This is a genomic window from Clostridium sp., from assembly GCF_047777555.1.
Taxonomy (GTDB): Bacteria; Bacillota; Clostridia; order Clostridiales; family Clostridiaceae; genus Clostridium_H.
The window spans coordinates 71,704-87,977 of the sequence record NZ_JBKEEV010000003.1 but is presented as its reverse complement, the minus strand read 5'-3'; the positions used below and the strand labels follow the sequence as shown (position 1 = coordinate 87,977).

Annotated in this window: 13 protein-coding genes and 1 other annotated feature; of the genes, 11 read left to right on the top strand and 2 right to left on the bottom strand. The window is 31.6% G+C overall.

Translation table 11 applies throughout. The features are described 5' to 3' along the window. Nucleotides 1-58: 58 nt before the first annotated feature. Nucleotides 59-805, bottom strand: coding sequence for a peptidoglycan amidohydrolase family protein (locus tag ACFWTK_RS06385; RefSeq protein ID WP_415875228.1), 747 nt, complete (start codon nucleotides 803-805; stop codon nucleotides 59-61). 293 nt (nucleotides 806-1,098) lie between these two features. Here ACFWTK_RS06385 and ACFWTK_RS06380 point away from each other — a divergent pair, with 293 nt between their 5' ends. The 9 genes from ACFWTK_RS06380 to ACFWTK_RS06340 all read left to right on the top strand — a co-directional run bounded on the left by ACFWTK_RS06380 (nucleotide 1,099) and on the right by ACFWTK_RS06340 (nucleotide 10,252). Further along, on the top strand, nucleotides 1,099-1,641 hold the full coding sequence (locus ACFWTK_RS06380; protein WP_415875483.1) for a tRNA (mnm(5)s(2)U34)-methyltransferase: 543 nt from the start codon (nucleotides 1,099-1,101) through the stop codon (nucleotides 1,639-1,641). A gap of 366 nt (nucleotides 1,642-2,007) precedes the next feature. Further along, a complete protein-coding gene (locus ACFWTK_RS06375) occupies nucleotides 2,008-2,514 on the top strand; it encodes a QueT transporter family protein (RefSeq protein ID WP_415875227.1) in 507 nt (168 codons plus the stop codon). Between the two features lie 228 nt (nucleotides 2,515-2,742). After that, nucleotides 2,743-3,297 carry a rubrerythrin family protein gene (locus tag ACFWTK_RS06370; protein WP_415875226.1) on the top strand — a complete coding sequence of 185 codons (555 nt, stop codon included), beginning with the start codon at nucleotides 2,743-2,745 and terminating at the stop codon, nucleotides 3,295-3,297. 163 nt (nucleotides 3,298-3,460) lie between these two features. Further along, nucleotides 3,461-3,934: a methylated-DNA--[protein]-cysteine S-methyltransferase gene (locus tag ACFWTK_RS06365; protein WP_415875225.1), complete on the top strand. Its 474-nt coding sequence runs from the start codon at nucleotides 3,461-3,463 to the stop codon at nucleotides 3,932-3,934. Between the two features lie 335 nt (nucleotides 3,935-4,269). Further along, complete coding sequence (locus ACFWTK_RS06360; protein WP_415875224.1) at nucleotides 4,270-4,833, top strand: 5' nucleotidase, NT5C type; 564 nt, start codon at nucleotides 4,270-4,272, stop codon at nucleotides 4,831-4,833. Between the two features lie 213 nt (nucleotides 4,834-5,046). Beyond that, entirely contained in the window at nucleotides 5,047-6,600 is a 1,554-nt protein-coding gene (locus ACFWTK_RS06355; RefSeq protein ID WP_415875223.1) for a L,D-transpeptidase family protein, read from the top strand. Nucleotides 6,601-6,767: 167 nt separating this feature from the next. After that, entirely contained in the window at nucleotides 6,768-7,451 is a 684-nt protein-coding gene (locus ACFWTK_RS06350; protein WP_415875222.1) for a DNA alkylation repair protein, read from the top strand. A 111-nt stretch (nucleotides 7,452-7,562) separates the two neighbouring features. Then, entirely contained in the window at nucleotides 7,563-8,696 is a 1,134-nt protein-coding gene (locus ACFWTK_RS06345) for a betaine/proline/choline family ABC transporter ATP-binding protein (RefSeq protein WP_415875221.1), read from the top strand. After that, complete coding sequence (locus ACFWTK_RS06340) at nucleotides 8,696-10,252, top strand: glycine betaine ABC transporter substrate-binding protein (protein WP_415875220.1); 1,557 nt, start codon at nucleotides 8,696-8,698, stop codon at nucleotides 10,250-10,252. Before ACFWTK_RS06345 ends, ACFWTK_RS06340 begins: the two co-directional genes overlap by 1 nt. A 117-nt stretch (nucleotides 10,253-10,369) precedes the next feature. On the opposite strand, the gene proS is transcribed toward ACFWTK_RS06340, so the two are convergent. After that, nucleotides 10,370-11,806 (bottom strand): proline--tRNA ligase, encoded by a 1,437-nt coding sequence (proS, locus tag ACFWTK_RS06335; protein ID WP_415875219.1) that lies wholly within the window; start codon nucleotides 11,804-11,806, stop codon nucleotides 10,370-10,372. 168 nt (nucleotides 11,807-11,974) lie between these two features. Then, nucleotides 11,975-12,190 (bottom strand) — a binding site (T-box leader). A gap of 213 nt (nucleotides 12,191-12,403) precedes the next feature. Between proS and ACFWTK_RS06330 the strand changes: the two genes are divergently transcribed. Further along, nucleotides 12,404-14,824, top strand: coding sequence for a GxGYxYP domain-containing protein (locus tag ACFWTK_RS06330; RefSeq protein ID WP_415875482.1), 2,421 nt, complete (start codon nucleotides 12,404-12,406; stop codon nucleotides 14,822-14,824). 307 nt (nucleotides 14,825-15,131) lie between these two features. After that, nucleotides 15,132-16,223, top strand: a complete 1,092-nt coding sequence (mglB, locus tag ACFWTK_RS06325) for a galactose/glucose ABC transporter substrate-binding protein MglB (protein WP_415875218.1) — start codon at nucleotides 15,132-15,134, stop codon at nucleotides 16,221-16,223. The last annotated feature ends 51 nt before the right edge of the window (nucleotides 16,224-16,274 follow it).

Here is a 16,274-nt window from a genome sequence, read left to right as displayed (position 1 = left end):
TTTATATAAAAAGAACCTAATTAAGCTAAGCTTAATTAGGTTCTTTTTATATCAGAAATTATTTCTTTCTCATAAAGAAGTTAAACTTGTCTTTTGTAGGTGTTGAAGAATCTATGTTTCTTTTATGATAAGTGTCACTGTATTCAGAAACTTGATTGTCCACTATATATGCATAGTCTGTTTTTCCTTCTTTAACCCAATCCATGAATATATATGTATGAGATGGAGCTCCACTCTTAGAATTAGATGTAAAGCATATATCTCCAGGTTGAAGTTTGTTATAGTCTGAAACCTTTTCCCATCCAGCCTTTTCTAATTCATCAACTAATCTATTAGTGTTGATAATTGAATTACTTATATTATAGCCATTATCTCTCAAGATTTGTGCTACAAATATTGTTGATAAACCTTTGTCGCTTCCTTTATTTAGTTTTATAGACTTTTGTAAAGAACTATTTCTGTTATTTTTATCTTTTAGATAAGTGTATATTTTGTCATTCAAAGCTTCAGAAACAGTAGAAGCTTCAGCTTCAGCTTCTGTAGAAGTACTTTTAGAAGTATCATTGGATGTTACTTGAACTTCTGTAGAAGTACTATCGCTTTTAGCTAAGTTTATTGTAAAAGAAAACATTTGTACTAGAGTCAGCACAAATATAATAGCAATAGGCGCAGCTATTGCTGCAAATGCTATGTTGCTCTTACTCTCTGTTTTATCGGCCATATCGTACATTTCTTTTATGTATTTTTTTGTTTGTTCACTGCTCTCCAGTTTACTATACTGGTTGTTAAATTTATTTTTACTCATCAATTATCATACTCCCATATTCATTCTTTTATCATTTTAATGGATTTTTATTTGAAGCTATTATATTTAATAATGTAATTTATTCTTAATCGACTACAATTTTTATTTTAACAGATAATCCGTCCTGAGTAAACTGCTCCGATTTTAACAAAATGAAAACTTTATGGAGATAAGTATCTATATATGTAAAAAATAGTTGTAATCAGTTATAAGTATTATGATAAAATTATTAAAAATAGTTTTAATTAGAAAAGGAGAAATAAAAAGTGAAAGAATGTCTTTTAACTAATTCTATGAACTTAGCTAAAAATATAGCTATTAGCAAGCTTGGCAAGGGAGATATTGTAGTAGATGCAACTATGGGAAATGGGAATGATACGGTCTTTTTAGCTAATTTAGTTGGAGAAGAAGGAAAGGTTTATTCTTTTGATGTTCAAGAAGTTGCATTAGAAAACACAAAAAGAAAGCTCATAGAAAATAATATTTTTAAGGGAGTACAGTTAATTCATGATGGGCATGAGAATATAGATAAGTACGTTGAAGAAAACGTTGATTTAATTATGTTCAATTTAGGATATCTTCCAAGTGCTTCGCATGAAATCACTACAAAAGGCGAAACTACAATAATTGCTTTAGAAAAGTCTTTAAAGATTTTAAATAAAGGTGGAGTAATTCTTCTTGTAATATATTATGGGCATGAAAATGGGAAAATAGAGAAAGAGATGGTGGAGGAATTTGCTTCTAAATTAAATCAAAAGGAATATAATGTAGTAAGATTAGAATTTATCAATCAGATTAATAATCCGCCAATACTAATTGCTGTAGAAAAAAGATAAGCATAATGTTTTTAGATATATGGGTTATTGATTTTGCAAAGCTTATATATTATAATAACAACAGGACACTTGTCCATGGCAGTTCGAGAGCCTCCTGCCAATAAACAAAACTAAGGCAATACAATCAAAATATATAGTAAGCTGTGATTATTTATTGCGGCTTTTTTGAAATGTATAAATTGTATTGACTGCTTAGTTTTAAAAGCAGTCTTTTTTATTTTTGAAAGTGTTTCCTTGGTGCCACTCTAAAAACAAGGGGGGATAAAATCTAGTTTTATTTTAATTATGGTAAAATTGAGGCTTATGCTAACTATATAGAATTAGCGTGGGAGGGTACATAAATTATTTAATGAAAGGAGTAGAACAATGAAAGACAATAAAATAAATAAATTAGTTAAAATAGCAATAGTCGCAGCAGTTTATGCAGTTTTAACAGTAGCCATAGCCCCTATAAGTTACGGAGCTGTTCAATTTAGATTATCAGAGGTTATGACACTTCTTGCTTTTATTGATCCTTTATATATACCGGGTTTAGTTTTAGGGTGTGCCATAGCAAACCTTTATAGTACTGTGGGAGTTGTAGATGTTGTTGTAGGTACTTTTGCTACTTTTCTTAGCGTATATATGATCAGTAAATCAAAGAATCTTTTTATTGCTACTTTATGGCCAACTTTATTTAATGGATTTATAATAGGTGGAGAGTTATACTTTATATTGAAGCTGCCATTCTGGCTAAGTTCAGCACAAGTTGCTCTTGGAGAATTTGTGGTAGTAACTGTAATAGGGTATCCGTTATTTAGATGGTTGTTGTCTAATAAGAACATAGTAAGTGTTTTGAAAATAAGAGAAACTAAAACCATACATGAAAGTTAATATGAGTATATATGAAAAGAGGAACAGAATTTTAAACTGTTCCTCTTTTTTAGATTAACATATGGAACAAAACAAGGTATGAAATATTATTGTTTTTGACTTATAAAATTAATAAGCACAAATTGTAAGTATGAATAAATAAAATTATATATATGTGGGTATCATAATAAATAGTAATAGGATTAAGACAATTTTAATGGTCTAAATTTATGTTAAGAGGTGAAATTTATGTCAGTAAAAAATGCTATGACAGCGGATTTTCTTCGTTCAGCTTATGGTGGAGAAAGTATGGCTCATATGAGATACCTAGTTTGGGGTGAAGCTGCAGAAAAGGACGGATTTCCTAATATAGGAAGATTATTTAGAGCTGTTTCTCATGCAGAATGGGTTCATGCAAAGAATCACTTTAAAGTACTTAAAGATCAGGTAGGAGATTATACTGTTCCAGCAGGAGCTGTATTTGGATTTACAGACATAGTTGAAAATTTACAAGGTGCCATAAATGGTGAACTTCATGAAATCGATCAAATGTATCCTGTATATCTTGAAACTGCAAAATTTCAAGAAGAAAATGACGCTGAAAAGTCTTTCCACTATGCTGTTGAGGCAGAAAAACAGCATGCTGAGTTATTCAAAAAGGCTCAAGGCTTAGCAAAAGAAAAGAAAGATATGGAGAATAATCCTTTCTATGTTTGCCCAGTTTGCGGCTTTACTGTAGAAGGAGAAGCACCAGAAAAGTGTCCAATTTGTGGTGTTAAGAAGGATATGTTTGAAAAATTCTAAAACAAACTACATAGGGTACTGTTGATAATTAATTTTATCAGCAGTATTTTTTATTTTTGATGGAACTTTTTCAATATAAATTAAAAAAACTTATGTTATAATTATTAACTATAAAGAGAAGCGTGGTTAACATTTAAAATTAGAATAAAGGTGGAAAGAAACTATGGGAAAAGGTGAAGCAACATATACAGCTTATTATGAATCCCCAATTGGAATAGTAGAAATTAGAAGTAATGAAGATTCTATAACTCATATTAATTTTGTAGATAAGTCAGGAAAAAATGATAGAATGATTCCAATTTTAAAACAAGCCTATACTCAGTTAGATGAATATTTTAAAGGAAAGAGAAAAAGCTTTGATTTAAAGCTTCATATAGATGGAACTGAGTTTCAAAAGAAAGTGTGGACAGAACTTACTAAGATTCCTTACGGAGAGGTAGCTACATATAAAGATATTGCTATTAGAATAGGAAACGAAAAAGCTGTAAGGGCTGTTGGAAACTCCAATAATAAAAATAAAATAGCAATAGTTCTTCCTTGCCACAGAGTAATAGGCAGCAATGGAAAGCTTGTAGGATATGCAGGAGGGCTGCACATAAAAGAATGGCTTTTGAATCACGAAAAGAAATTTAAGTAAACATAATAAAAATAAATTGTGACAATCTTTAATATTGAACCTTCCGTATGAGATTTGTATTTAGAAAAGCTTCACTGCGCAAAGAAGCTCTAATATTTTTGACTTTAAAACACCTAACCCTTCTAAATTCACTATTGTTCAGACAATAGAAGGTTTTTACGGTGTTTTAAACCCAGAAATAAAGAGCTTCTAATGCTTGTTCAACGCTTTCTACAATGCAAATCTCATACTCCGGTTCAATATTAAAAAGATTATCTACATTTGTTAATGGAGAGTGTTTTGGTAGAAGTAGACTAAAAAGAAAGATGCTGTGCATTTTTTTAAAGGAGGTACATATGAAAAAGCTTTTTTTAGACTTTGACTGTACTATTGTGGATTCAGTTAAGACCTATTGCAATGTATATAATAAATTATATAAGAATAGAGAGAAATTTAAAGAGGCTGACCACAAAAAGGTTAATAGATATGATTTAAAGGATCAATGTCCTATGGTTGCTCATCAAGAGGAGATTTTTTCAAGTAAGGAGTTTTTTGAACATTTAGAGTTTATGGAAGATGCAAGAGAAGTTATTGAAAAGCTGTCAACAAAATATGAATTGATAATTTGTTCCATAGGGACTTTGGATAATATTTCGTATAAGTCTAAATGGATTAAAGATAACTTACCCTTTATAAAGAGTGTTGTATTGATTTCTAATAATGTAGAGAAGAGTGGCATAAAAACAGATAAGAGCGTAATTAATATGAAAGATGCTGTATTTATAGATGATCATGAAGATAATTTAATAAGCAGTGATGCAGAATTAAAGATATGCTTTGGTAAGAAATATGATTGGAATAAGCATTGGGAAGGACAAAGGTGCTTTAATTGGAAAGGTGTTGAAAAACTGCTGCTTTGAGGTGCTGAGCACCTTTTTTTTATTTTTTGCAGTAACTTCACTGTAATCTTCAATATAAGAACTTAATTATGAAAATTAATTTTTAAAATTTATAAATATAATTGTCTTAAGTATAAAAGTTAGCACATAGAATGAAATGTGAGCTTATTAGTATAAGATTCACTAATCTCTTAAGGACAAATTACTAATTCTAAATTTTGTTTTAGGTAAGAGGTGAGTGCTACGGAAAAGGAAGTAGAAAAATCAATAGGAGAATCGTTAAAAAAAATAGGAGAGCCAATTGATGAAAAGGTTGAAGAGTCAGCAGAAGAAGGAAAAATGCTAAATGAGAAAACAGAGAGTTCAACAAATGAGATGACAGAGGATTCAACTGAAGAGGAGATAGTAAAGCCAGCTGAAAAACGTAAAAAAGTTGTCATTGGTATAGCGGTGGCTCTTTGCACCTTGCTTGTTATTTATTTTGGAATGGCAAAGTATTATACCAATCATTTTTACTTTGGCTCTAAGATTAATTCTATTGATGTTTCGGGAAAAACTATAGAGGAAGTAGCAGAAATAATGACATCTGAAATTGAAAATTATTCATTAAATCTAAAAGAACGAGGGAATAAAAGTGAGAAAATAAAAGCCAGTGATGTGGGATTAAAATATAATTTATTAGATGACAAATTAAAAAAATTTAGAGATAGGCAAAACCCTTTTAAATGGATTTTTGCATTTTTTAACACAGAAGATTCTAGAATTACAGTGGAAGTTTCATATGATGAGAAATTGTTAAAGAATAAAATCGATAAATTATCATGTTTTGATAGCAAAAATGTAATTGAACCTAAGAATCCAAGATTTCAATATAAAGAAAGTAATTATTCAATTATAGGTGAGATTCCAGGAAATAAGGTAGATAAAAACATTTTATACGCTCATGTAGTAGATTCAATTCTTAAGAGAGAAGCTGAACTAGATTTGGAATCATCTGGCTGCTATATAAAGCCAAAATATAATTCAAAGTCACCAAAAATTATAGAAGTTAGAGATACCCTTAATAAGTACGTATCTTCGAAAGTCACATATACTTCTAGAAAAAAGACAGAAATCTTAGATGGTTCTATAATAAATAAGTGGCTTACAGTTGATGAAAACTTTGAAATTAAATTTGATAAAAACAAGGTAAAAGAATACGTAGATATGCTTTCTAAAACTTATAATACAGTTGGTAAGATGAGAAGTTTTACTACATCATCAGGAAATGTTATAAATATTGGTGGTGGTGATTACGGTTGGCGTATCGATAAGACTAAGGAAGTAGAAGATCTAATTAAAATCATAAAGGAAGGAAAAACAATAACAAAGGAACCTGTATACAGCCAAACTGCCTTTTCTAGTAATAACAATGATATTGGAAATACCTATGTAGAAATTGATTTATCAAAACAGCACTTATGGTTTTATAAAAATGGTTCATTAATAGTACAGGGGGATGTTGTCACAGGTAATGTACAAAGGGGAGATGCAACACCTAAGGGCATCTACAGCTTAAAATATAAGCAAAGGAATGCTGTTCTTAGAGGTGCAAATTATGCTTCACCCGTTGACTTTTGGATGCCTTTTAATGGAGGTATAGGAATTCATGATGCTAGCTGGAGAAGCGTGTTTGGAGGAAATATATATAAGACAAATGGCTCCCATGGATGCATAAATTCACCTTATAATGTAGCAAAGGCTATATTTAACAATATCGATGAAGGTACTCCTATTATTTGTTACTAGTAGGCTTAAAGTTATTTCTTTCACAATAAGGAATGAAAAAGTGGTAAATAGGACACGCATATTAAATACAATATACGTGTCTTATTCCTAGTAGTTTTAAATCCTTTTTTAGGTTATATTATAACTATAAGATAATTAATTGGAAAGGCCAAAGAATGAGGTGGGATATGGAGAACATAGTAAGGCAACAAATTTTTCAATTAGCAGATGAAGAATATAAAAAGTTTCATAGCAAATTGTGTCCTAATACTAATAATATTGTTGGAGTTAGACTGCCAATATTAAGAAAAATGGCCAAACAGTTAGTTAAAGAAAATTGGCGAGAGTATATGAAAGCAGCACCAAGTGATTACTATGAGGAAGTTATGCTGCAGGGACTGATACTTGGATATGTGAAGGATGATATTGAAGAAGTCTTAAATTATGCTGCTGATTTTATACCTAGAATTGATAATTGGGCTATTTGTGATAGTTTTTGTAATGGATTAAAGTTTACAAAAGCAAATAAGAAACGCGTTTGGAATTTTATACAACCATATTTATCATCTGAGCGAGAATTTGATGTGCGTTTTGGAGTTGTAATGCTTCTTAGTTTTTATATAGAAAAAGATTATATTGACAGAGTATTAAAGGTACTAGACACAATAAAACATGAAGGATATTATGTAAAAATGGCTATTGCTTGGGCTATTTCAGTTTGTTATGTTAAGTTTCCAGAAAAAACAATGGAATATTTAAAAAATAATAGATTAGATGATTTTACATATAACAAATCACTACAAAAGATTACGGAATCTTTACGAGTAGACAAGAAAACAAAAGCTCTTATTCGTAATATGAAGCGCAGATAGAAAAAAGTTCTATAAGAAATATAAGTATTTATCAAATGAGCTAGTACTTATATTTTTTTATTTATTTGGAAAACTACTACAGAGAATTTAACAACAATAGGAGGTTAGCATATGTTAATCCAATTTAAAGATGTTAAGAAATCCTATGGAGATACAGTAGTTTTAGATGATTTGAATTTAAATATTGATAAAGGTGAGTTTGTAGTCCTCATTGGAGAAAGTGGATCAGGTAAAACTACTACCATGAAAATGATAAATAGATTAATTGAGCCTACTACAGGAAAAATCTATATTGATGGCAAGGATATCTCTAAAATCAATTTGATAGAGCTTAGAAGAAGCATTGGATACGTTATACAAAAGGTAGGGTTGCTGCCTCATATGACTGTTGGAGAAAATATAGAGTTAGTACCACTATTAAAGAACTGGGATAAAGGGAAAAGGCGCAGCAGGGCAGAGGAACTTTTAGACTTAGTAGGACTTCCAGCAAATGAGTATTACAGCCGATTTCCAAGGGAATTAAGTGGAGGACAGCAGCAAAGAATAGGAATAGCTAGAGCCATGGCTGCAAATCCCGATATAATTCTAATGGATGAACCATTTTCTGCTTTAGATCCTATAACTAGAGAGCAGCTGCAAGATGAAATGATAAGACTTCAAGAGCAACTCGATAAAACTATTGTGTTAGTATCACATGATATGGATGAGGCTATAAAGCTAGCTGACAAAATTGCTGTCATGCAAAATGGACGCATAGTACAGTATGATTCACCAGAGGAGATACTTTTAAATCCTGCAAATGAATTTGTAAGCAGTTTTGTTGGAAAGAATCGTTTATGGAACCAACCTGAATTAGTAACAGTTAAGGATATTATGACAAGAGAGTATCCTAAAATTTTAAATAGAAGAAGTACAGCAGAAGCAATAGAGCGTATGAAAGAAAGGCGTTCTGACTTTTTAATTGTGGTTAATGAGAAAGGGGAATATACAGGATATATCCTAGGAAAGCAGCTTCGGCATCATAATCACTCTGTATTAATGGCCGATATAAAGAAAACAGATATACAAACTCTAAATGAAGATACAAACATGGTTGAAGTAATCAATATCCTAAAAGAGAGCCCTATTAGTTTTGTTCCAGTTGTAAGCTCAGATAATAAAATACAAGGAGTTGTTACAAGGGTAGATGTACTGAATATTATATCTGACTTAATGCCGATGGACGTGGAAGGAGGCGAAGAATAGTGGTTTTTGATTATATGATTAAAAATTCAGGGGAAGTTTTTAGGAGACTGATTGAGCATATGCAAATAACACTATTTGCAGTACTTTTAGCTATTGTTATAGGTGTTCCCTTGGGAATACTAGTTTCTAAAAATAAAAAATTAGGCAATGGTATTTTGGCTGTAGCAAATGTATTTCAGACTATACCCAGTTTAGCTTTGTTTGGATTTATAATCCCTCTACCTGTAATAGGAGGAATTGGATATAGACCAGCAGTAATTGTATTATTTCTTTATGCTCTTTTGCCTATTATAAAAAATACATATATAGGCATAGAAGGAGTAGATGATGCAATTGTAGAATCTGCAAGAGGAATGGGGATGACTCCCATCCAAATTCTTTTCATGGTAACACTACCAATATCTTTTCCAGTTCTTATGGGAGGAATAAGAGTAGCAACGGTAATAAATATAGGGACAGCCACAATAGCTTCTCTAATAGGTGCTGGGGGACTAGGAGATTTTATTTTTAGAGGAATATCTATGAGTGATAATTCTATTATCTTAGCAGGAGCAATACCTACAACCATATTAGCACTTTTAATTGACTCTCTTATGGGTCTAGCAGAGAAAAAAGCTTCAGCAAGCTTTTTTGGGAAAATAGTTACTGATAAAAAGATGAGAAGAAATTTGCTTATTGTGACTACGTCTATAGTTTTAGCTATAGTTGGAATAAGTATTTATCAAAAAAGAGCTAATAAAAACACTATCATAATAGGTACAAAGAATTTTACAGAGTCTAGAGTGCTAGGCAGTTTATTGGAGAATATGTTAGAAGAAAATTCAGATTTAAAGGTTGAGGTAAGAGAACTTGGAGGAACTCTTCCAAATTTTCAAGCCTTGCAAAGCAAAGATATAGACATGTATGTTGAATATACTGGAACAGGATATATAACTATTTTAAAAAAGGAAGGAAATATACCCTCTTCAGATGAAGTTTATAATATAGTAAAAAAAGAGTTTAATGAAAAGTACAATACAACTTGGTTAAAACCGTTAGGATTTAATAACACATATACACTTGCAGTGAAAAAGGAAACAGCTGAGAAGTATAATTTAAAAACACTTTCAGATTTAGTTCCATATTCAAATCAATTTACTTTTGGAGCTACAGCAGAAGTTTTGGAAAGGCCAGATGGTTATCCGGGTTTAAGAAAGCTTTATGGGTATGAATTTAAGGAAATAAAGTCTTTAGATCCAGGACTAAGATATAATGCTATAGGTAATGATGAAGTACAAGTAATAGATGCCTTTTCAACAGACGGAAAGCTTACAGAATTGAATCTTGTAATATTACAGGATGATAAAGAGTACTTTCCTCCATATTATGCTGTTCCAGTAGTTAATAATAGTACTATAGAAAGTAATCCAGAAATTCAGAGTATTCTATATAGAATGGAGAATATATTATCAGATGAAGAAATGCGGCAGCTTAATTATAGGGTGGATGTTAAGAAAGAAGCTATAGAAGATGTAGCTAGAAGCTTCTTACAGAAGAAGGGTTTAATAGGTGGATAGAAACTTAAAATTATATGAAGCCTCATGAATTTTAAATTTCTATAAAGGTTTATGATAGCATAAAAAAAACTTAGGTGCTCATGCAGAAGCATACACCTAAGCTTTTTATTGATTATATTAGTACGCTTTTCCCCAATAAACCATGTGTTTAGCTGCTCCTCCACAGCAGATACATTTATCAGAGATAGTTTCTTGTTCAAATGGAATACATCTTGAAGTTACTCCAGCAACTTCTTTTAACTTTTCTTCACAAGCTTTATCTCCACACCACATTGCTTTAATAAAGCCAGGTTTATTTTCTGCAATGTCTTTAAATTCATCTAAAGTTGCTGCAGAGTAAGTATTTTCTTCTCTGTGCTTTAGAGCATGCTCATACATGGATTTTTGAATATCCTCTAAAAGCTCAGTAACTTTAGTTTCTAGTTCATCCATGGAAACAAATATTTTTTCTCTAGTATCACGGCGTACTAGTACAACTTGATTGTTTTCTATATCCTTTGGCCCAACTTCAAGACGAACAGGAATACCTTTCATTTCATATTCATTAAATTTCCATCCAGGCATCTTGTCGCTAATATCTATGCCAACTCTAGCAACCTTAGATATTCTACCCTTAAGCTCCATTGCTTTTTCAATAACTCCTTCTTTGTGTTGTGCAACTGGAACTATCATAACTTGAATTGGTGCAATTTTTGGTGGTAATTTTAGACCGCTATCATCACCATGTACCATGATTATTGCTCCAATAATTCTTGTTGTCATACCCCAAGAAGTTTGGTGAACATATTGAAGCTGACCATTTTTATCAGCATATTGAATGTTAAATGCTCTTGAGAAGTTATCCCCAAAGTTGTGGGATGTACCACTTTGTAATGCCTTACCATCATGCATTAAACTTTCTATTGTGTAAGTTGCTTTTGCACCAGCAAATTTTTCTTTTTCTGTTTTTTGTCCTTTTACAACTGGTATTGCTAGAACATTTTCACAGAAATCAGCATAAACATTTAGCATATCTATAGTTTCTTTTTCTGATTCTTCAGCTGTTGCATGAGCTGTGTGACCTTCTTGCCATAAGAATTCAGTTGTTCTTAAGAAAGGACGAGTTGTTTTTTCCCATCTTACTACAGAGCACCATTGATTATATTTCTTTGGAAGATCGTTGTAAGATTGAATTATCTTTGCATAGTGGTCGCAGAATAGAGTTTCAGAAGTAGGACGAACACATAATCTTTCTGCAAGTTCTTCATTACCTCCATGAGTTACCCAAGCAACCTCAGGAGCAAAACCTTCAACGTGGTCCTTTTCTCTTTGAAGCAAGCTTTCAGGAATGAACATTGGCATATATACATTTTCATGTCCTGTTTCCTTAAATTTTTGATCTAAATATTTTTGAATGTTTTCCCATATTGAATATCCATAAGGACGAATAATCATACATCCTCTAACACTTGAATAATCAACAAGTTCAGCCTTTTTTACAATGTCAGTATACCATTGAGCAAAATCTACATCCATGGCAGTTATAGCTTCAACGAATTTTTTTTGTTTTCCCATGTGTTTAATTCCTCCTTAGATTTTTTTATTATTTTAAAAACTTTTCACTTTAAACTTGCTTTAGTTTGCCACTTCTCCACTCGCGCCATAGGCGCCTCCACTCATCGACTTAATAAAATTGCTTCACATTTTTATATTACAAAAAAACAAAAAAGCCCAAATTCCTAAAATAGGGACCGAGCTTACGGTGGTACCACCCTTGTTAATATATAAAAATGATATATTCACTCATTCTTTTAACGGTAAAGTTCCGCTGCAGCCTACTATTATTTCGGTGCAGAACTCAGAGGCTGGTTTGACATTAATCTTTTAGAAGCCTTTCACCAATAACTTCCTCTCTTTGAAAAGATTTGAATATCTACTATTCCTCATCATAGTAATAACAATATTAATTTGTTCCATGATTATTTTCTTTAAAACTCTTTTTTATCATTATTATATAATATAAGGTTAATTTAGGATTGTCAATAGGAAAAATGTTATGTATAGATATGATTTTGTTACGTCATACTATAATTAATCAATTTAATTATTTTTGCAAAGAAAGAAGGGATTATTTTGCGTAAAAGTATAAAAAAAGTGGCATTATTTTTACTTATGATAATGACTATTTCATTATCACTCTTGCCAAATACAGCTATTAAAGCTCAAGCTGTAGATACCCAAGAAGATGTAAATCTTGTAGTGGATTTAGTACATGATGTAAATGAGTTGCCAAAGAATTTCCGTAAAACTACAAACTTAGCTGTTATAGAAAACAATAAAGAAATAAATTTAACAGGACTTGATAAATTAAATATTTCAGGCAGCTCGGAATTCTCAGTAAACAATCTTCCTATGTTGATTGATGCTATTGGAACTTCATTGCCAATAACAGTAATAGATCTAAGGCAGGAGTCACATGGGTTTATTAATGAATATGCAGTGAGTTGGGCAGATAAAAAAAATAATGCTAATGTGGGACTAACTAGAGAACAGGTTCTAAAAAAGGAAGCGCAACAACTAAATAGTATTAAATTAAATAAACCTATCACTTTTTACAATCATCCTAAATTAACTGTAATACCTACAAAAGTTCAAGATGAGGATAAGCTTGTAAAGTCAAAAGGTTTGTCTTATAAAAGAGTAACTGTAAGAGACGGAGGAATACCAACGGATGACATGGTTGATTACTTTGTAGATATAATTAAGAATCAACCAAAAGATTCTTGGCTTCATTTTCACTGTAAAGAGGGCATAGGAAGAACTTCTACTTTTATGATCATGTATGACATGATGAGAAATCACAAGTCTCTTAGTGCAGATGAGATTATAAAGAGACAGCTAGCATTGGCAAATTATAAGGAAAGTACCGTACAATCATTCTACAACAAGGAAAGAATAGGCTTCTTGAATAAATTCTATGAGTATTGCAAAGCAAATGGAGATAATTTCGATACAAAATGGAGCCAATGGACAAAAGCTGCTGACAACTCAGCAGCTTTTTCTATTAATAGTTTTAATACTTCTTCCAGCTATATAAAAAATCCGGTAATGCCTAAAAACTTATATGTTGTTTCACTAGATTCTATGAAATCTAGTGAAAAGACATTGATTTCAAGCCTTCAGGGGATAGTGAATGGACGATCTTTTTCTCAAATATACACGCTTAGCTCTTCACATCCAGATTATAATATATGGTTAGAGGACTTAAAAGATAATTATAATGTTTCCTACACAATGATTTCGGATCCTTGGGAGTTAATTAAAATTTACAAAAATTATATAAATGGATATGTTCTTTATAAGAGAAAATCACCAAAAGATCCTTCAATAAATAATGCTTGTTCTCTTGCCTCATTAAACAATGCTATAGTAGTTGAAGAATCAATTGAGGATAAAGTAAAGCTTTATGGTATAAAAAAAGTCATAGGAGATTGCAGAAATACTGACGAAAGCTGGGCATATGAAAACCTGTGGAATAAAGGATTAAATCACTCTATGGTTATTCAGCTTTCTCCAGATAAGGCAGCTCCATTAAGAGATTATGCTATTATGACAAAATCTTTAGTGTTTTATGAAAGCGATATAAATAAAACTGATTTTCGAAGTAAGGTATTTTCTTCAATGAAGGGGAATGCTGTATGTTTAGGATGGGGACCGGATGAATTTATTAATGTTAGTACAGCCTCAAAATATGGTGTATCTGTAGTTGCAGCAGATTGGTCATATAATCTGACTACATTAAGTGCATTCCCGTTAAAATCTATACCAAAGAAAGCATCGCCCTCCATTATGAAAGAAGATAATGTGCATTATGTAACATTTCTAATGTCAGATGGGGATAATCAGCAGTGGAATTTAGGCAATAATTATTCCGTTTATAAATGGTTTGGCAATCCTAATAGAGATAGTCTTAACCTAGGGTGGTCTATGAGCCCATCATTATATTATTTATCACCTACTGTATTTCAAATGTATTATAAAAGTATAAGCAATGAAAAAGCAGAGAATAACTTTATTGTGCCGCCATCAGGAAACGGGTATATTTTTCCAAGCAAATTTGATAAAAGCAAACTGGGTTCATTCATTAATGAGTTAAACAATTACATGGGGCAAGTAAATGAAAAGTATGTGGCAATAATTGATGATTCTTCCTTTTATGATGTAAGTCTATGGGATAAGTTTACTTTAAAATCAAACATAGATGGATTGTTCTATCTCGATTACAGCAGACATGATAAATTTCAAGGTAAAATTATATGGTCTAATAATAAACCAATCGTATCTTGTAGGGATCTACTGTGGAATAATCTTGAGAGTGAAGATGAATTAGTAAAAAGAATCAATGATAGAGTTGATTTAGGAGAAATAGATGTAAAAAAACCGAGTGCCTATACTTTCGTATATGTTCATGTTTGGAGCAAAGGTGTTCCTAATGTTGAAGAGGTTGTAAACAGATTAAAGCAGAATAGCAAGGTAAGGATAGTAACTCCTGAAATGTTCATGGAATTGATAAGAAATAATATTGAGCATTAGTTTATATACAATCAGTGCCAATCGAAGTGATTGGTACTTTTTTTGCGCATAGACAGAAGAGAGATAGCGACGGCATTGGATTTTAGTAAAAGTTTACTTAAAAATTAAAAAAAAACTTTATAACTTGAGAATTAAATCTCAGCAGGCTAAATATAATGATATGTAGATATAAAATATAGCATACTTAGTTACAAAATTAACAATATAATAAATTTTCAAAATATATTGACAAATGAGTAAAAATTTAGTAAATTAATATTGTGAAAACGTTTTGTTAACATTGTTAAAATGTAAGGGGGATTTTAGTATGGCCAAGAAAAAAATATTATCACTATTAGCTGTATGTGCGTTAACATTTTCGTTAACAGCATGCGGTGCTAAGCAGACAAACAGCGGAGCAGCTGGAAACAATTCAAAAGCAGCATCATCAGATACAACTAAGGACACAGCAAAAACAGAAAAACCAAAAATTGGTGTTACAATCTATAAGTTTGATGATAATTTCATGTCTTTCGTACGTAGAGCAGTAGAAGATTCAGCAAAAGACAAGGCAGAACTAATCCTAAATGACTCCCAAAATAGCCAAGTTACTCAAAATGAGCAAGTAGATATGATGATTTCAAAAGGAGCTAAGGCTTTAGCTATTAACTTAGTTGACCCACAAGCTGCGCCAACAATTATATCTAAAGCACAAGCTGCTAATATACCAGTAATATTCTTTAATAAAGAGCCAACTGAAGAGGCAATGAAGAGCTATGATAAGACTTGGTATGTAGGAACTGCTTCTGCAGAATCAGGAATTAAACAAGGTGAGATAGTTGCTAAGAGCTGGAAAGAAAACCCTAAGTTTGACAAGAATAAAGACGGAAAAATACAATACGTATTACTAAAAGGTGAACCAGGACATCCAGATGCTGAAGCTCGTACAAAATATGTTATAGATGAAATTAAAAAGGAAGGAATTGAAGTTGAACAATTAGAGCTTCAAACAGGTATGTGGGATACTGTTAAAGGTAAGGAATTAATGGATGCATGGCTATCTAAACATGGAGATAAGATAGAATATGTAATAGCTAATAATGATGCTATGGCATTAGGTGCTATACAATCTCTAAAGGCAGCTGGATATTTTACTAACGATAAGTATATGCCAGTTGTAGGTGTAGACGCTATACCAGATGCTATAGAACAAATCAAGAGCGGATTAATGCTAGGCTCAGTACTTAACGATGCTAAGAACCAAGGAACTGCTACAGTACAGTTAGCAATAAACGCTGCTCTAGGCAAAGATGTACTAGATGGAACAGAGTGGAAGCTAGACGATAATAAAGCTGTTCGTGTACCATATGTAGGAATTACAAAGGAAAATATATCAGTAGCTGAAGATTCATATAAATAATAGATAATTTCTGTATTAAACAAGGATGCATACTCCTGCATCCTTGTTTGC